This window comes from Ruegeria sp. AB11 (assembly GCF_056536325.1).
The window spans coordinates 577,414-595,028 of record NZ_JBQFJO010000001.1 but is presented as its reverse complement, the minus strand read 5'-3'; the positions used below and the strand labels follow the sequence as shown (position 1 = coordinate 595,028).

General features: G+C 58.1%; 18 protein-coding genes. 11 read left to right on the top strand and 7 right to left on the bottom strand.

Features of this window, described 5'->3' with window-relative positions; translation table 11 throughout:
• Nucleotides 1-19 precede the first annotated feature (19 nt).
• Complete coding sequence (locus tag ACR3EJ_RS03110; protein ID WP_170473613.1) at nt 20-850, bottom strand: methyltransferase domain-containing protein; 831 nt, start codon at nt 848-850, stop codon at nt 20-22.
• On the opposite strand from ACR3EJ_RS03110, the gene ACR3EJ_RS03105 reads away from it, so the two are divergent.
• The 4 genes from ACR3EJ_RS03105 to ACR3EJ_RS03090 are packed head-to-tail and all read left to right on the top strand — an operon-like array spanning nt 831 to nt 3,176.
• Nucleotides 831-1,595, top strand: coding sequence for a ComF family protein (locus ACR3EJ_RS03105; RefSeq protein WP_260023701.1), 765 nt, complete (start codon nt 831-833; stop codon nt 1,593-1,595). The genes ACR3EJ_RS03110 and ACR3EJ_RS03105 overlap by 20 nt on opposite strands.
• A gap of 37 nt (nt 1,596-1,632) precedes the next feature.
• A complete protein-coding gene (gene grxC, locus ACR3EJ_RS03100; RefSeq protein WP_010442524.1) occupies nt 1,633-1,890 on the top strand; it encodes a glutaredoxin 3 in 258 nt (85 codons plus the stop codon).
• On the top strand, nt 1,890-2,720 hold the full coding sequence (locus ACR3EJ_RS03095) for a carbon-nitrogen hydrolase family protein (RefSeq protein ID WP_170546735.1): 831 nt from the start codon (nt 1,890-1,892) through the stop codon (nt 2,718-2,720). The genes grxC and ACR3EJ_RS03095 overlap by 1 nt, the downstream gene beginning before the upstream one ends.
• Nucleotides 2,721-2,735: 15 nt before the next feature.
• Nucleotides 2,736-3,176 carry a MarR family winged helix-turn-helix transcriptional regulator gene (locus ACR3EJ_RS03090; RefSeq protein ID WP_010442526.1) on the top strand — a complete coding sequence of 147 codons (441 nt, stop codon included), beginning with the start codon at nt 2,736-2,738 and terminating at the stop codon, nt 3,174-3,176.
• A gap of 261 nt (nt 3,177-3,437) precedes the next feature.
• Here the strand turns inward: ACR3EJ_RS03090 and ubiG are convergent, their stop codons facing one another.
• A complete protein-coding gene (ubiG, locus tag ACR3EJ_RS03085; RefSeq protein WP_170546732.1) occupies nt 3,438-4,184 on the bottom strand; it encodes a bifunctional 2-polyprenyl-6-hydroxyphenol methylase/3-demethylubiquinol 3-O-methyltransferase UbiG in 747 nt (248 codons plus the stop codon).
• A gap of 48 nt (nt 4,185-4,232) precedes the next feature.
• Here ubiG and pip point away from each other — a divergent pair, with 48 nt between their 5' ends.
• The 6 genes from pip (at nt 4,233) to infB (ending at nt 11,521) form a co-directional block, all read left to right on the top strand.
• Nucleotides 4,233-5,210 carry a prolyl aminopeptidase gene (gene pip, locus ACR3EJ_RS03080; protein ID WP_170546729.1) on the top strand — a complete coding sequence of 326 codons (978 nt, stop codon included), beginning with the start codon at nt 4,233-4,235 and terminating at the stop codon, nt 5,208-5,210.
• Entirely contained in the window at nt 5,207-6,025 is an 819-nt protein-coding gene (locus ACR3EJ_RS03075) for an ABC transporter substrate-binding protein (protein ID WP_170546726.1), read from the top strand. Before pip ends, ACR3EJ_RS03075 begins: the two co-directional genes overlap by 4 nt.
• Nucleotides 6,026-6,185: 160 nt before the next feature.
• Nucleotides 6,186-6,776 carry a ribosome maturation factor RimP gene (rimP, locus tag ACR3EJ_RS03070; protein WP_170473629.1) on the top strand — a complete coding sequence of 197 codons (591 nt, stop codon included), beginning with the start codon at nt 6,186-6,188 and terminating at the stop codon, nt 6,774-6,776.
• Nucleotides 6,776-8,389, top strand: coding sequence for a transcription termination factor NusA (gene nusA, locus ACR3EJ_RS03065; protein WP_010442532.1), 1,614 nt, complete (start codon nt 6,776-6,778; stop codon nt 8,387-8,389). The genes rimP and nusA overlap by 1 nt, the downstream gene beginning before the upstream one ends.
• Before the next feature lie 22 nt (nt 8,390-8,411).
• Nucleotides 8,412-9,035, top strand: a complete 624-nt coding sequence (locus tag ACR3EJ_RS03060) for an RNA-binding protein (protein WP_170546724.1) — start codon at nt 8,412-8,414, stop codon at nt 9,033-9,035.
• An 8-nt stretch (nt 9,036-9,043) separates the two neighbouring features.
• Nucleotides 9,044-11,521 carry a translation initiation factor IF-2 gene (gene infB, locus ACR3EJ_RS03055; protein WP_010442534.1) on the top strand — a complete coding sequence of 826 codons (2,478 nt, stop codon included), beginning with the start codon at nt 9,044-9,046 and terminating at the stop codon, nt 11,519-11,521.
• Between the two features lie 62 nt (nt 11,522-11,583).
• Here infB and ACR3EJ_RS03050 read toward each other — a convergent pair whose 3' ends face one another.
• From ACR3EJ_RS03050 to ACR3EJ_RS03030, 5 genes are all read right to left on the bottom strand, one after another.
• On the bottom strand, nt 11,584-12,414 hold the full coding sequence (locus ACR3EJ_RS03050; RefSeq protein WP_170546721.1) for an alpha/beta hydrolase: 831 nt from the start codon (nt 12,412-12,414) through the stop codon (nt 11,584-11,586).
• A gap of 3 nt (nt 12,415-12,417) precedes the next feature.
• Entirely contained in the window at nt 12,418-13,299 is an 882-nt protein-coding gene (locus tag ACR3EJ_RS03045) for a tryptophan 2,3-dioxygenase (protein ID WP_170546718.1), read from the bottom strand.
• A gap of 63 nt (nt 13,300-13,362) precedes the next feature.
• A complete protein-coding gene (gene tdh, locus ACR3EJ_RS03040; protein WP_170546878.1) occupies nt 13,363-14,391 on the bottom strand; it encodes an L-threonine 3-dehydrogenase in 1,029 nt (342 codons plus the stop codon).
• Nucleotides 14,392-14,405: 14 nt separating this feature from the next.
• A complete protein-coding gene (locus ACR3EJ_RS03035; RefSeq protein ID WP_170546715.1) occupies nt 14,406-15,590 on the bottom strand; it encodes a glycine C-acetyltransferase in 1,185 nt (394 codons plus the stop codon).
• Between the two features lie 109 nt (nt 15,591-15,699).
• Complete coding sequence (locus ACR3EJ_RS03030; RefSeq protein ID WP_170546711.1) at nt 15,700-16,263, bottom strand: helix-turn-helix domain-containing protein; 564 nt, start codon at nt 16,261-16,263, stop codon at nt 15,700-15,702.
• A 117-nt stretch (nt 16,264-16,380) separates the two neighbouring features.
• Here ACR3EJ_RS03030 and ACR3EJ_RS03025 point away from each other — a divergent pair, with 117 nt between their 5' ends.
• On the top strand, nt 16,381-17,556 hold the full coding sequence (locus ACR3EJ_RS03025; RefSeq protein WP_170546708.1) for an acetyl-CoA C-acyltransferase family protein: 1,176 nt from the start codon (nt 16,381-16,383) through the stop codon (nt 17,554-17,556).
• The last annotated feature ends 59 nt before the right edge of the window (nt 17,557-17,615 follow it).

Sequence of the window (17,615 nt, the reverse complement as noted above, 5' to 3'; positions counted from 1 at the left end):
AACGGGAAAAGGCCGGTCGTCAATCGGGCAGTTTGCCCTCATCCGTGCCCAACGCATCAGCAAGGCGCATTTGGGCCGATCCCGGACGCAAAGGTTTGGGCTGACTGTCATCAGGGGACCAGCCTGTCAGGCAGACCAGTTCGTAAGTTCCCCTCAAACGGCCTTGGGAGGTTGCGAAATGAGCGGCATAGATTTCCTGCGCTTTCTCGAAAACAGCCCGCCGGGTCGGTTGCTTCAGACGATCTTGCAGCGCATTGGTTTCTCCCATAGCGCGCAAATCATGCATCAGATGGTTAAGGTCGCGATATTCGGCAGATAACGTTGCCTTGTCTGCAACGGGCAAAGCCAAACCAGCCCGTTGCAGCAACGCGCCCAGATCACGTAATTCTGCCATCGGTACAATACGCGGGCTTAGACCGCCCGTAACCTCAATCTCCGCCTGACCCAGTGCTGAACGCAACTCCTGTAGGGTTTCGCCGCCCAAGCACATGACCAAGAGCAAACCATCAGGTTTCAGAGCACGATGGCATTGGATTAATTGACCTACCGGGTCGTTTGCCCAATGCAGCGCCATCGCGTGTATAACCAGGTCATGCGCGCTTGGCGTCAGGTCCAGAACCTCATCATCCGGGATGAACCGGGCCTCGGTCCATAATCCTTCCCAGATGTGTGGGAACGGGGTCACGACGACAGGCGCCTTAAAGGTTTTATTAACCATCGATAGACGATCCTGCACCTCGTCAACAGCGGCGCGGTGCAGAAACAGCGCCTCATCCTGCGCGCGGCTGCGGTGGAGCGCGAGGGCAGCGCGGTCAAACAGAGAGGGTGCAGTGTCGGACGGCAGTTTCATAAGCCGCAAGTATCGCATTCGTCGGGGGATTCAAACCGTTGTCGAGATGATCTATCCCCCGCGTTGCCTTTCATGCGGTGCGCTGACTGAATCCGACTTTGGCCTCTGCGGTCCATGCTGGCGAGACACACCATTTATCGGCGGCGCAGTTTGCGAAAGTTGCGGCGTGCCGGTCCCCGGCGCACGGGATGGGCATAGAATCGAATGCGACGACTGCCTCACAAAACCACGCGCTTGGCAGGACGGTCGGGCAGCTCTGATGTATCAAGGGGGTGCCAAATCGCTGATACTGGCGTTGAAACATGGGGATCGTACGGAATTGGCGCGCCCGGCTGCGCGCTGGATGGCACGAGCCGGATCCGAGGTGCTTCGCCCCAACATGTTGATCACGCCAGTCCCGCTGCATTGGTCCCGAATGATCCGCAGGCGATATAACCAATCCGCACTGCTTGCGCATCATCTGGGTCAGGAAACGGGTCTGGCCGTATGCCCTGATCTTTTGGTTCGAACCAGACGCACGCCTGTCCTGGATGGCAAGACAGCCGTTGAACGTGCCGCAGCACTCGCCGACGCCATAGCTGTACATCCGAAACGAGAAAGTATGTCACAGGGCCGCGATATTCTTCTGGTCGATGACGTTATGACCTCGGGTGCGACACTGGAGGCCTGCGCGCGTGTCTGTCGTGCTTCAGGAGCAAATCATATTTTCGTGTTGGTACTGGCGCGCGTTGCCAAGGATGCCTAATTCGCCCAAGAATGTGCGAAACCCAAAGGGACGGAATATGAAGCCGGTAGAAATCTACACCTCGCCGCTGTGCGGCTTTTGCCACGCTGCCAAACGGCTGTTGAAGCAGAAAGGCGTTAAGTTCTCAGAAGTCGACGTGCTGATGCATCCCAAACGCAAACCCGAGATGATCCAGCGGGCGGGTGGGAAACGCACTGTCCCGCAGATTTTCATCGGCCAAACTCATGTTGGCGGTTGCGATGACCTCTATGAGCTTGAACGTCAGGGCAAGCTGGATCGCCTGCTCGCGGCCTGATGCAGACCGCTCTGCTGCAAATCACCTCGTCGGACGACCCGGTCCAGAATCTGGACATGGTGCGCGTCATGATGGCCGAGGCGGCAGAGCAAGGCGCTGGCTTTATCCTGACGCCCGAAGTGACGAACTGCGTCTCGACCAGCACTACGCGGCAGCGCGAAGTTCTGCAGCATGAAGAGGTTGACATCACCCTGGCTGGCCTGAGCAAGCAGGCCGCTGATTTAGGTGTTTGGCTGCTGATCGGCTCTTTGGGGATCAAGACTCACGATGCCGATGGCCGCTTTGCCAACCGTAGCTTCATGATCAACCCGAAGGGGCAGATCGTGGCGCGATACGACAAGATCCACATGTTTGATGTGCAGGTCAGTGAGACCGAGACGTTCCGCGAATCGAAGAACTATCGCCCCGGTGAGATAGCTGTGATTGCTGATACTGATTTCGGTAAAGTTGGTATGACGATCTGCTATGATATCCGCTTTCCGCATCTTTATGCAGCGCTGGCGCAGGCTGGAGCACAGATTCTAACCGTCCCGGCAGCGTTTTCGCCGGTCACAGGTGCTGCACATTGGGAATCCCTGCTGCGCGCGCGGGCGATTGAAACAGGTTGCTGGGTGCTTGCCCCGGCGCAGACTGGCGCGCATCCAAAGACGCGCGGCAAGACCCGATATACCCATGGCCACAGCATCGTCGTGGCCCCTTGGGGAGAGGTCGTCATCGACGCAGGCATCGATCCGGGCATTCACTTTTTCGAATTGCATGATAGTTCTGTGTCCGAGGCGCGCCGACGCGTGCCCTCATTGACCCATGTACGGCCTTTCACAGGTCCCTGATCCAGAACCGGGCTTATGACGGACGAGAAAAATGCCCTGGCGGTCACGCTTTTCAGCGAAATACTGACCGCAGACCAGCTATTGCGCAACCGGCTGAGCCGGGTGCTGCCCAAGGGCATGGAAATCTCACATTTCTCAGTTCTGAACCATCTGGTCTTTGTCGGAGATGAACGCAGCCCGGCGCAGCTGGCCAACACGTTCCACGTCACGCGCGGAGCGATGACCAACACCTTGGCCAAGCTGGAATGGGCTGGATACATTCACATACGCCCCGACTGGGACGACGCCCGCCGCAAAATGGTCGCGATCAGCCCCGCCGGCCGCCGCGCGCGCGATCAGGCGATTTCCTCGATTGCCCCGCTGATCAACCGCGTGGTCGGAGAGCTGGGGCTGGAGCGGGTGCGGAGTACGTTGCCGGTACTGCGGGATTTGCGGTTGCAGTTGGAAGGGGAGTGAAGAGCGCAACTATTTGGTTTTCGAGACAATCGACTCTCAAAGATCTACAGCGCCCATATCTTCAAAGGTGTTCATACGATCAATGAGCCTTGTACCCAACTCTGTGGGGCTGCGTGTGAATATTGAAGGGCACGTTTGAAAGCTGCTCTCGCCTGTAAATCGCGCCCCGATTGATAAAGAGCGATGCCGCGCTCAAGTTCCATCTAAATAGCTTTTGAAGAGTTAATTTTTGTCAGCATTTGGATGGTGTTTACACCCATCCTATCCCGCCTTCACACTCGCCGTCACATAATTCACGCTCAAATCCCGGTCCGAGATCGACCAGCTCCACAGGATCGGATTGAACACGAACCCCTTGCGATCCACCGGCTCCAGCCCGGCCTGGCGCAGCTGGTCGAACAGCTCGTCGGGGGTGATGAATTTGTTCCACTCATGCGTGCCGCGTGGCAGCCAGCGCATGACGACCTCGGCCCCGAAAATCGCCATGGCATAGGATTTCGGGTTGCGGTTGATGGTCGAGCAGATCAGCAGCCCGCCCGATTTCAACAACTGCTGCGAGGCGGTCAGGAAACCAAGCGGATCGGCCACATGTTCGACCACTTCCATGTTCAGCACCACGTCGAACTGTTCGCCTGCGGCGGCCATGTCCTCGGCGGTGGTGTGGCGATAGTCGATATCCAGCCCCGATTGCTCGGCATGGATGCGGGCGACGGGGAGGTTGCCTTCAGCGGCGTCGGCGCCCACGACCGTCGCGCCCAATCGCGCCATCGGTTCGCTCAGCAGCCCGCCGCCGCAGCCGATATCCAGCAGGCGCAGCCCCTCAAAGGGATGTGAGGTCTTGAGATCGCGGTCGAACTCACCCGCGATCTGCTGTGTGATATAATCCAGACGGCACGGATTCAGCATGTGCAAAGGTTTGAATTTCCCATGCGGGTCCCACCATTCCGCGGCCATCGCCTCGAATTTTGCGATCTCTGACGGGTCGACCGTGTTCGGATGCGCTTGCATTCCTGTCTCCGTGTGCTCTTTTACGCTTAAGGACTATATAGGGCCGTAATGGATAAGTACCCGGACCAAAAGCGCGCAGTTCAATATCTTTACCCGCCGATCGATCCGTTCGATCAGCGCGTCGTTGATATGGGTGATGGGCACCGTATTTATGTGGAACAATGCGGTAATCCCAATGGGATACCGGTCGTGGTGCTGCATGGTGGGCCGGGTGGCGGTTGCAGCCCCGCGATGCGGCGCTATTTCGATCCAGAGGTCTACCGGGTGATTCTCTTTGATCAGCGCGGTTGTGGCCGTTCAAGGCCCACGGCCTCGGTCGAAGACAATACGACCTGGCATCTGGTCGCGGATGTCGAACGGTTGCGAACGCTGTTTGGTATCGAGGACTGGATTGTCTTTGGCGGCAGCTGGGGTGCAACACTGGCTTTGATTTACGCGCAGACACACCCGGATCGGGTCAACCGTTTGGTGTTGCGCGGCGTGTTTCTGGCGACACAGGCCGAGCTCGATTGGTTTTATGGTGGCGGTGCGGGCAAGTTTTGGCCGGAACAGTGGGCCAAGTTTGCATCCCTGTTGCCCGAGGCCGAACAATCTGACGCGATCAATGCCTATCACAAGCGCCTCTTTTCGGGCGATCGTGCGACCGAGATCCTCTTTGCGCGCGCTTGGTCTCATTGGGAGAACGCTCTGGCCTCAATCCACACCAACGGATCGGTTGGGGAAAGCCCCGGGGAATACGCCCGTACCTTTGCACGGCTGGAAAATCATTATTTCAGGAACGGCGCGTTTCTCGAGTATGATGGCCAGATCCTAGACCAGATGGACCGTATCGCACATATTCCCGGCCATATCGTGCAGGGAAGGTATGATATGATCTGTCCACCGCAAGCGGCCTGGAATCTGGCGCAACGATGGCCTGGCGTTGACTTGAAAATGGTGCGCCAGGCAGGGCACGCCTTGTCAGAACCGGGTATAAGTGTTGAGCTGGTCCGGATCATGGACCGCGTGGCGGAGGGTACGGCATGACCAGGATCGACCGTCGTGCATTGTTTGCCTCGGGTGCTGCCGCCGCCTTGCTGGCGGCGACGGGCGGGTCGCTGGCGGATACACCAAAGATAGGTGGCAAGCTGCGGCTTGCGGTTCCGCGCGATGAGAGTTTGGAAATATTAGCGCGCGGGGCCGTGTTCGACACCCTGACCGAAGTCGCATCAGATGGGACCTTGCGCGGCGAACTGGCAAAAGCTTGGCAGGCTGAAGAACACGCGCGTGTATGGAGCTTTGATCTACGCGACGACGCGATGTTCCATGATGGATCCGCCATGCATGCAGGCGATGTAGCGGCGGTATTTTCAGACATCGGACGCGCGGAGGCCCTAGCCCCTGATCGCGTTAGGTTGGAACTGGCCGCGCCCAATCCTGGTTTGCCCTTCTTGCTTGCCGACAGTCGGTTTGTCGTGACACGTGACGGGCAGGGAGTTACCCCATTGAACACGGCAACGGGCACGGGGTGCTATCGTGTAGAACGGGCCGAGGATTCTCGCCATTTCCTTGGGCGCAAGGTGGCGGGCCACTACAAAAATGGCCGTGCGGGTTGGGCTGATGCGTTGGAAATCATTGTGATCCCTGATGCGCGTGTGCGGGCCGAGGCTTTGCGGGATGGCTATGTGGACATTGCTGCCCTGCCCGAAGGTGATGAGCTAAAGGATCAACGCGGCCTAAGGTACCATCCAGGTAAGACCGACATGGCGCTGGCGGTGGCCGCGCATGTCGGCATGCCGCGTCAGATTGGCAAGGGGTCGTTGGACGATGGGCGCATCGCCGAGCGGTGGTGGCTAGCCTAAATCCGATCACGATTTTCGCCGGGGGTTGCAGACTCGGAAAAGCCTGCGTATATGCAGTTGCAACAGCGGCGCGTTGGACTTCTGGTCCGGGGCTCCACCGGAAATTTCGACGGGCCGCGCGCCCGTTTTTTTGTGCCCGATGACAGGGTAGAGAACCTGAATGACAAACGACCTGATAGCCAAAGCAGCCATTGACCGGCGACTGGCCGAGATCATCACACCCGTGATCGAGGATCTGGGGTATGAGCTGGTGCGCATCCGCCTGATGAGCGGCAAGACCACCACGATGCAGATTATGGCCGACAAGCCCGATGGCGGCATCGAAGTAGATGACTGCGCCGAGATTTCGAACGCAGTGAGTGCCACGCTTGACGTCGAGGACCCGATTCTTGATGCCTATACGCTTGAAGTGTCCAGCCCCGGCATCGACCGCCCTCTGACCCGTCTCAAGGATTTCGAGACTTTCGAAGGATACGAGGCCAAGATCGAGACCGCTGAACTGATCGACGGCCGCCGACGCTTTAAGGGTGAACTGGCCGGGATCGAAGGGGATGAGGTTCTGATCAACATCCCCGAGGGGGATGAGACAATCACCATCGGTCTGCAATTCGACTGGCTGAGCGACGCCAAGCTGGTCCTGACTGATGAACTGATCAAGGAAATGCTGCGCCAGCGCAAAGACGCCGGCGCCTTGAACGAAAACGCTTTCGACGAGATAGAGACCGAAGGGTCCGAAGAGGAGACGAACTGATGGCAATCACCTCAGCCAACCAGCTGGAGCTGCTGCAGACCGCCGAGGCCGTGGCCCGCGAAAAGATGATCGACCCCGGTCTGGTTGTCGAAGCGATGGAGGAATCGCTCGCCCGTGCCGCCAAGAGCCGCTACGGCGCGGAAATGGATATCCGCGTGTCGATCGACCGCAAAACCGGCAAGGCGACCTTTACCCGCGTCCGTACCGTGGTTGAAGATGAAGAACTTGAGAACTATCAGGCTGAGTTCACCGTTGAGCAGGCCAAACAATATATGGAAAACCCTGAGGTCGGTGATGTCTTCGTTGAAGAGGTTCCGCCGGTTGAGATGGGCCGTATCGCGGCACAATCCGCCAAGCAGGTGATCTTGCAGAAGGTCCGCGAAGCAGAGCGCGACCGTCAGTACGAAGAATTCAAGGATCGCGCGGGCACCATCATCAACGGTGCGGTCAAGCGCGAGGAATTCGGCAACGTCATCGTCGATCTGGGCGGTGCCGAAGCCGTTCTGCGCCGCAATGACAAGATCGGCCGCGAAAGCTATCGCCCGAATGACCGTGTGCGCGCGTATATCAAGGAAGTCCGCCGCGAGGTGCGTGGTCACCAGATCTTCCTGTCGCGCACCGCGCCGGAATTCATGGCTGAGCTGTTCAAGATGGAAGTGCCGGAAATCTATGATGGCATCATTGAGGTCAAGGCCGTGGCCCGTGACCCCGGCTCGCGCGCCAAGATCGCTGTGATCTCGTATGACGGCTCGATTGATCCCGTGGGTGCCTGCGTTGGTATGCGCGGCAGCCGCGTGCAGGCCGTTGTGAACGAGCTGCAGGGTGAAAAGATCGACATCATCCCGTGGAACGAAGATCAGCCGACCTTCTTGGTGAACGCACTGCAGCCTGCAGAGGTTTCCAAGGTGGTTCTGGACGAAGAAGCCGGTAAGATCGAAGTGGTTGTACCCGAAGAGCAGCTTTCGCTGGCCATCGGTCGCCGCGGTCAGAACGTGCGTCTGGCCAGCCAGCTGACCAACCTGGACATCGACATCATGACCGAAGCCGAAGAATCGGCCCGCCGTCAGAAAGAGTTCGAAGCCCGTACACAGCTGTTCATGGAAACGTTGGATTTGGACGAGTTCTTCGCGCAACTTCTGGTTTCGGAAGGATTTACCAACCTCGAAGAAGTGGCCTATGTCGAAATTGAGGAACTGCTGGTCATCGACGGTGTTGACGAAGGCACCGCGCAAGAACTGCAGACCCGTGCGCGCGAATTCCTAGAAGCACAAGCCAAGGCGGCGTTGGATGCGGCCCGTGCGCTGGGCGCCGAGGACAGCCTCATTGAATTCGAAGGCCTGACACCCCAGATGGTAGAGGCGCTGGCCAAGGACGATGTGAAGACGCTGGAAGACTTCGCAACCTGTGCCGACTGGGAACTGGCCGGTGGCTGGACCACAGTTGATGGTGAGCGCATCAAGGATGATGGCGTTCTGGAACCTTTCGGCGTGACGCTGGAAGAGGCTCAGGACTTGGTCATGACGGCGCGCATCATGCTGGGCTGGGTTGATCCGGCCGAGCTGGAGCAGGCCGAAGAAGACGGCGAAGCAACCGATGAGGAGGTCGAGGCCTGATCTCAGGCCTCGGGTGGCTGACATGGGTCGCGGTGGCGTCCAAAAGGATCGGTCGGAAGGCCCTGAACGCAAGTGCATCGCCACGGGCGAGATTCAGCCTAAATATGGCTTGATCCGCTTTGTGGTAGGGCCGGACGGTCAGGTCTTTCCCGATGTTGCGGCTAAATTGCCGGGGCGCGGGGTCTATGTGGCGGCGGATCGCGCCGCGCTGGACAAAGCGGTGAGTAAGAAACTGTTCTCGCGTGGGTTCAAGGCTCAGGTGAGTGCGGCCAAGGATCTAACCGATGAGGTCGAAAAACAGGTGGCGCGCCGGGTGATCGAGCTGATCAGTTTGGCGCGCAAGTCCGGAGATGCGGTCGCCGGGTATGAAAAGGTCAAGTCGTGGCTGGACCGGGAAGAGGCCCAGGTGTTGATTCAAGCCTCGGACGGATCGGGGCGCGGTAAGTCGAAACTCAGCACGCCGCACTTTGGAAAATACATCGGCTGGCTGAATGCGGATGAGCTTGGGGCGGCATTTGGGCGCCAAACCGTGATTCATGCGGCCATGGCCTCTGGCGGACTCGCCAAACGTGTTGTAGAGGAAGCGCAGCGCCTGCGTGGCTTGCGCGAAAAGGATGACGGCGGCAAGGGCCGCTCGGAAGGGTAAGAAGCTTAATGAGCGATAGTGACGGCAAAAAGACATTGGGTCTTCGTGGCGGGGCACGCCCCGGAAATGTGAAACAGAGTTTCAGCCACGGACGTACCAAGAATGTCGTGGTGGAGACCAAACGCAAACGCGTGGTCGTACCCAAGCCGGGCGCGACCAAACCAAGTGGTGGTGCGGCACCTTCGGGTGATCCTTCGCGTCGTCCGGCGGGTATTTCCGATGCGGAAATGGCGCGCCGAATGAAGGCGTTGCAAGCTGCCAAAGCGCGTGAGGCTGAAGAGGCCGCTGCCCGCGAGGCACAAGAGAAGGCGCGTGAAGAAGAACGTGCGCGCCGCCGGGCCGAACAGGAAGCCAAGGAACGCGAACAGCGTGAGGCTGAAGAGCGTGCTCGTGCCAAGGCCGAGGAAGAAGAACGTAAGCGCAAAGAGGCGGAAGAAGCCGCCAAGCGTGCTGCTGCGGCGCCCGCGCCCGAAGAACAACCGCGTACGGCACGCGGTCCGGCCAACAAACCGGCGCCAGCGGCTACACCCCGCAAGCAAGACCGCGAGCGCGAGCAGCGTGGCCGCGGCAAAGGCCGTGACGACAACCGCCGTTCGGGCAAGCTGACACTGGGTCAGGCCACCGGTGGTGAAGGTAATCGTCAGCGTTCAATGGCTGCGATGAAGCGCAAGCAGGAGCGTGCGCGCCAGAAAGCCATGGGCGGCCCGGTCGAGCGGGAAAAGGTGATCCGCGACGTTCAGTTGCCCGAGGCGATCATGGTCTCGGAACTGGCCAACCGTATGGCCGAGCGCGTGGCTGACGTTGTCAAATCGCTGATGCAGATGGGCATGATGGTCACGCAGAACCAGACCATCGACGCTGATACCGCTGAGCTGATCATCGAAGAGTTTGGGCACAAGGTGACCCGCGTCTCTGATTCGGATGTTGAAGACGTCATCAAAGAAGTCGAAGACAGCGATGACGATCTGCAGCCGCGTCCGCCGGTCATCACCATCATGGGCCACGTTGACCATGGTAAGACATCATTGCTGGATGCGATTCGTGACGCGCGCGTTGTGGCGGGCGAAGCCGGTGGCATTACCCAGCATATCGGCGCCTATCAGGTGAAAACCGATGGTGGCACCACGCTGACCTTCCTTGATACGCCGGGCCACGCGGCCTTTACTTCAATGCGGTCGCGCGGTGCTCAGGTCACTGATATCGTGGTTCTGGTTGTGGCTGCCGATGATGCGGTGATGCCGCAGACGATCGAGGCGATCAACCACGCCAAGGCGGCCGAAGTGCCGATGATCGTGGCGATCAACAAGGTCGATAAGCCGGATGCGAACCCGGACAAGGTGCGGACCGATCTGCTGCAGCACGAAGTCATCGTCGAAAAGATGTCAGGTGAGGTTCAGGACGTCGAAGTGTCCGCCATCACCGGTCAAGGTCTCGATGAACTGCTGGAAGCCATCGCGCTGCAGGCCGAGATTCTGGAACTGAAAGCCAACCCCGACCGCGCCGCCCAAGGTGCCGTGATCGAGGCGCAGCTTGATGTGGGCCGTGGTCCCGTTGCCACCGTTCTGGTTCAGAACGGCACTCTGCGTCAGGGTGATATCTTCGTCGTGGGTGAGCAGTATGGTAAGGTCCGTGCGTTGATCAACGACAAAGGCGACCGCGTCAAAGAAGCCGGCCCGTCGGTTCCCGTTGAGGTTCTTGGTCTGAACGGTACGCCTGAAGCGGGCGACGTTCTGAACGTGACCGAGACCGAAGCGCAGGCCCGTGAGATTGCTGCCTATCGTGAGCAAGCAGCCAAGGACAAGCGCGCCGCAGCTGGTGCCGCGACCACCCTTGAGCAGCTGATGCAGAAGGCCAAAGAAGACGAGAACGTCACCGAGCTGCCGATCTTGATGAAAGCTGACGTGCAGGGTTCTGCCGAAGCCATCGTTCAGGCGATGGAGAAGATCGGCAATGAGGAAGTGCGCGTACGCGTTCTGCACTCGGGTGTTGGCGCGATTACCGAAACGGATGTCGGCCTGGCCGAAGCCTCGGGCGCTCCGATCTTTGGCTTCAACGTTCGTGCAAATGCGTCAGCGCGAAACACTGCGAACCAGAAAGGCGTCGAGATCCGGTATTATTCGGTGATCTATGACCTCGTGGATGACGTGAAAGCAGCCGCATCAGGCCTGCTGAGCGCCGAGATCCGCGAGAAGTTCATCGGTTACGCCGAGATCCGCGAAGTCTTCAAGGTCACCGGCGTTGGCAAAGTTGCCGGCTGTCTGGTCACCGAAGGCGTGGCGCGTCGTTCCGCAGGTGTTCGTCTGCTGCGCGACAACGTGGTGATTCACGAAGGCACGCTGAAGACGCTGAAGCGTTTCAAGGACGAAGTGACCGAAGTTCAGTCGGGTCAGGAATGCGGTATGGCGTTCGAAAACTACGACGACATCCGCGCAGGCGACGTGATCGAGATCTTCGAACGCGAAGAAGTGACCCGGACGCTCGACTGATCTGGCTTACCTCGAGAGATTTAAGACAGCGGCTCAATTGGGCCGCTGTTTTCTTTTTGGGGTTATTCGCTGCGCGACGACAAAAACGAGCCCGAGGGCATGATGATGTCGAAGTGATGTTTACCCTGTTGAAGGTCGAAACTGACCGAATGTCCTGCTTTTCGTAGCAAGTCCGCATAGTCACGGCTTTGTCGAACAAATTCTGGTGTATCTCTTTCAGCAACCGTTACCCTGTAGCGCGGCCCCGGCGCGGGCAGATTGAGGCAAGGGGAAAGATCGTGAATCTCGACCTTAGTCAGTTGCAAGGGATCATTTACCGAAGTCAGGCTAATCGGCTCCAAATCGTAAACGCCACTGATCAGAATTACGTTACGCACTCTTAGACCCGCCTGCGCCAACGCGCTGGATGAGGTCGCCATGACCATCGCTACCAGATGCGCACCTGCGCTATGACCTGACAGGGTGATATTTGATGGATCGAAGCCCAATAACTCGGCCTGTGATGCAAGCCACAGCAAGGCATCGCGACATTCTTCGACCATCTGCCCTAACCTAGCTTCAGGGGCGAGTGTGTAATTCAGGGTCGCAAAGGCCTGCCCGTTTTCGTGTAGCACCGGTGCCATCGGGGCGGATTCGCGCTGGCTGAGCGCCTGCCAATACCCTCCGTGAATGAACACATGCAAAGGTGCGTTTGCGTCTGAGGAGGGGAAGAAATCCAGAACCTGCGCCGGACTGTCGCCATAAGCAAGGTTTTCGCGCACATCCATCCGTGCCCGGGCCTGCGCGCTGAGCGCAACATAACTGTCCAGATATGGCGTCAGATCGCCACCAATCATCGAGCTGGGGGAGTATTCCTGTTCAAGTTGATCTTGGGTGAACCCGCGATAAAGCATGCCTCAGTCTCCCGCATACATCAGCTCGGTGCGCATATCGTAGAGGTCGTGGAAGAAGCGCAATTCCAGTGCCTTGCGCAGAAAGGCCACGCCGCTCGAGCCACCTGTTCCTGGTTGCATCCCGATGACCCGTTCGACTGCCGTAGCGTGGTCGAATCGCCAGCGCTGGAACAGCGATTCGACGTCCATCAACTTCTCAGCCAGAGCATAGAGGTCCCAATACTTGCCGGTATCCTGGAAAATCTTGCACCAGATTTTCACGACGCGCGGGTCGCCGGAATAGGATTGTGAATAGTCACGTTCGATCAGGTCTTGCGGTACGTCAAACCCTTGCCGTGCCAGCATGTGCAGCACTTCGTCATAAAGGGACGGTTTGGTTAGCGCTGCGCTCAGCATCTCCATGACCTCCGGATCGTGTTCATGAACCTTGAGGGTCGAAGCATCCTTGTTGCCCAATATGAACTCGATCTGGCGGTAACCGTAACTCTGAAAGCCTGATGAACTGCCTAACGCTTCGCGAAACGTCATGTAGTCGGCGGGCGTCATGGTCAGCAGCGTTTCCCAAGCGGTGATCAACTGCCGCTGGATGGCCTTGATCCGGTCGAGATTCTTCATCGCCGGGCCGAAATCATCTTGCTGCAGGAAGCGCCGCACTTCGACCAACTGGTGATGCATCAGCTTCAGCCACAGCTCGCTGACCTGATGGATGATGATGAATAACATCTCATCGGGCTGAGCAGGATCCTGAAAGGTCTTTTGCAGATTCAACAGGGTTTTGAGTTGCAGAAAGTCGCCATAGCTTTTGCGATGCGTCTCAGCGAAATCGGTGACCAGAGAATCCTCGATTCCTCGTTCCAGCAGTCGGTCATCTTTCGTGCTGCCCATCTTGCTCCTCCGGTTGGTTGCGCGATCCCTGTGTATGGGCCAGTTTTGCAACTATCCAGAGGGTCAGGTCCAGTCCAGAACAACTTTGCCGGACAGGCCCGACTTCATTGCTGCGAAACCTTCGGCAAAATCGTCAACACCAAACTGATGGGTGATCACGCGGCTTACGTCCAAACCGTTCTGCAGCATAGCAATCATCTTGTACCATGTCTCAAACATCTCACGGCCGTAGACGCCCTTGATGGTGATGGCTTTAAAGACAATGCGGCTCCAGTCGACCGGGGATTGGCCCGGCGGGATGCCCAGCAGGGCGATCTTACCGCCCATGACCAGCGCTTCGACCATCTGATCCAAAGCTGCCTGCGAGCCCGACATCTCCAAACCCACGTCAAAGCCTTCTTTCATCCCCAGTTCGGTGATGACATCGGACAACTCTTCTTTGGTTACATCGACCGTACGTATCGACGGCACCACATGTTCCGCCAGTTTCAGCCGATCTGCATTGATATCGGTGATTACAACGTTTCGCGCACCTGCATGGCGTGCGACAGCTGCTGCCATTATGCCGATCGGGCCTGCGCCTGTTATTAGAACATCCTCACCCAGCAGATCGAAGCTCAGCGCGGTATGAACCGCATTGCCCAGCGGGTCGAGGATGGCGCCAATCTCATCCGGCACATCATCTGGCAAAGGAATCACGTTGAAGGCGGGCAGTTTCAAAAACTGGGAAAAGGCACCTTGTTCGTTTACGCCGATGCCTCGAGTTCCAGGGTCCAGATGAAACTTGCCTGCACGGCTTTGGCGACTTTCGGTACCGATCAGATGCCCTTCGCCCGAGCAGCGCTGGCCGATCTCAAGCCCGGTAACGTTGCGACCAATCTCGACGATTTCGCCTGCGAATTCGTGGCCGGTGATCATCGGCACTGGTACTGTGGCTGCGGCCCAGTCATCCCAATTCCAGATATGGATATCTGTGCCGCAGATGCCGGTTTTGTTTATGCGGATCAGTACCTCGTCCGGTCCAATCTCGGGCACTGGGGCCTGAACCATCCAAAGACCTTCCTCAGGCTTGGATTTTTCCAGTGCTTTCATCGTGTTGGGTCGCATCAGATCACCCCCAATTCCTTGCCGGCCTTGCCAAAGGCCGCGAGCGCGCGATCCAATTCATCCTTTGTTAGAGCCGCATTCATCTGCGTTCTGATCCGGGCCTGACCGCGCGGAACGACGGGGAAGAAGAAGCCCGAGACATAGACGCCCTCATCAAACAACCGCGACGCCATGTCTTGCGCAAGCGTTGCTTCCCCCAACATCACCGGGATGATCGGGTGCTCACCGGGCAACAGATCAAAGCCCAGCTTCTCCAAACCGGCGCGCCAGTATTTGGCGTTGCCGAACAGCTGCGCGCGCAGCATGTCACCCTCTTCAACCAGACGGATTGCTTCCAGACCGGCAGCGACGATGGACGGCGGCAGCGAGTTTGAGAACAGATAGGGCCGCGCCCGCTGCCGCAGCAGGTCGATCACTGGCTGCGGCCCGGCGATGTAGCCGCCGATTGCCCCCCCAAGTGCTTTGCCCAGAGTTCCCGTCAGAATGTCCACGTCAACGCCGAAGTGATCCGGCGTGCCCGCACCGTTTGGCCCCATGAAGCCCGTGGCGTGGCAATCATCGACCATGACGATAGCGTCGTATTTGTCGGCCAGCTCGCGTATTTTCGGCAGATTGGCCAGATAGCCATCCATCGAAAAAACGCCGTCGGTGGCGATCATGATATGCCGCGCCCCGTCCTCGCGTGCCTGTTTCAACCAGGCTTCGAGGTCGTTCATGTCATTGTTTAGATAGCGATAGCGTTTGGCCTTGCAGAGCCTTACGCCATCGATGATTGACGCATGGTTCAGACTATCCGAGATGATTGCGTCTTCAGGTCCTAACAAAGGCTCAAACAGCCCGCCATTGGCATCGAAACAGGCAGCGAACAGAATTGAATCATCTTTGTTCAGGAACTTGGCCAGCCGTTGCTCAAGCTCGCGGTGAATATCCTGCGTGCCGCAGATAAAGCGGACCGAGGCCATGCCGAACCCTTTTGGTTCCATGGCGTGCTTGGCGGCGTCGATCAGGGCGGGGTGATCGGCCAGGCCCAGATAGTTGTTGGCGCACAGGTTGATGACCTGCTTTCCGCCCACAGTAATCTCACCGCCCTGAGGCGAGGTGATCATTCGTTCACGCTTGTACAGACCTTCGGATTCGATCTGCTTAAGGGTGTCCGTGATGTGGGACAGGAATGCATCTGCCATGGCGATCTCCTTAGCTCTGAGTCGCGCTTCTAACATAACGGACGAATATCCCAAATAGGGGATTTACGAAATTACGGAAAAATATCCGTGAAGGCGGATTATTGCTGAATTAGGCGTTCTTTACGATTAGGAAAACACGCGCAGGGCTGTCGGCAGAAATGGAATGCGCAACGTCAGCGGCATATCGGGCTGTATCACCCTGCTTGAGTTCGCTCACTGCCGCGCCTGAAGTAACTCGAACTGACCCTTCCAACACGGTCAATTGTTCCCGTGCACCGCGCGCATGGGGTTGGCTGTTCAGGGCGCCGTTTTTGTCGAGCTGAATGTCATAGACCTCGTGACCGCCGGCCTCTTCTGGCGGTGAGAGGATCCGGATGCGGCAGTTCTCTCCCATGTTATCGATGCTGGGCACTTCGGAGTTTTTGAGAATCTCGATCTGGTCGGTTGTCTTCGTGTCTTCCAACAACCCGGCAAAATCCACCTGCAGAGCTCGGGTCAGGTTCCACAAGGTCGAAATTGTGGGGCTGCTTTCTCCCCTCTCGATCTGGCTGACCATGGATCGCGATACGCCGCTGAGATTCGCGACCGCTTCGAGGGAAAGGCCCTGGGCCCGGCGCGCCTCCTTCAGGCGTGTCGGAAGGCGTGTCAGGATATCGTCTGTCTTGTCCGTCATGACGGAATTTCATGCGCCTTGAATCGATAGATGTCAATTCCGTCTGTGACGGGACGTCTCAGGCGACAGAGGGTTTCTGCGGGTGCATACTACGGCCAAACTCAGGAGGAGTGATCCATGACCGATATTGTTATTCTGGATGGCGCACGTACTGCCATCGGCACTTTTGGCGGTGCGTTGGCTTCGACCGCGCCGATTGATCTGGCGACCGTGGCGACCGAAGCCGCGCTTGAACGGTCGGGTGTCGAAGGTGGGCAAATCGGGCATGTGGTTTTCGGTCACGTGATCAACACTGAACCCCGCGATATGTACCTGTCGCGCGTAGCAGCGATGCAGGCGGGCATTCCGAATGGGACTCCGGCGATGAACGTAAATCGTTTGTGTGGCTCCGGCGCGCAGGCGATTGTGTCAGCGGTACAGTCTCTGATACTGGGCGATGCCGATTTCGCTGTGGCTGGTGGAGCGGAGAGCATGTCACGCAGCCCCTACATCGTGCCTCAGGCCAGATGGGGCGCCAAGATGGGCGACGTCACCTCACTGGACATGATGTTGGGCGCGCTGAACTGTCCTTTCGGAACCGGTCATATGGGTGTGACGGCTGAGAATGTGGCCGACGAACATCAGATCAGTCGTGAACAGATGGATGCGTTTGCCTTAACCAGCCAGAGCCGAGCGGCAACAGCGATCGACGCTGGATATTTCGAAAGCCAGATCACGCCTGTGCAGGTGAAAGTCAAACGCGAGATAGTTGACTTTAAGGTGGATGAGCATCCCAAGGCCACCACAGCTGAGGCACTGGCGGGCCTTCGTCCGGTATTTAGGAAAGAAGGACGCGTCACGGCGGGGAATGCATCGGGTATCAACGATGGGGCTGCAGCAATGATTCTGGCGACGGCAGATGCTGCTGAAAAGGCCGGATTGAAACCAAAGGCACGGATATTGGGATATGCGCATGCCGGAGTGCGGCCCGAAGTAATGGGAATTGGGCCGGTTCCTGCAGTGCAGAACTTGTTCAAGAAGACAGGGCTGTCGGCGGGTGATTTCGATGTGATCGAGAGTAACGAAGCTTTTGCCGCACAGGCCCTGGCCGTCAATCAAGAGCTTGGGTTGGATGCCGATAAGGTCAATCCGAATGGCGGTGCGATTGCGTTGGGGCACCCTGTGGGGGCAACTGGCGCGATTATCACCCTAAAAGCGCTGTATGAATTGGAGCGTGTTGGTGGTTCCAAGGCGCTTATCACCATGTGTATTGGCGGTGGGCAGGGGATTGCCATTGCCATCGAGCGGCTCTGATTGAGGTCGAGCGGAGGGGGCTGTCTGCCCCCCATCGCGCCGGTGGCGCGATTCCCCCC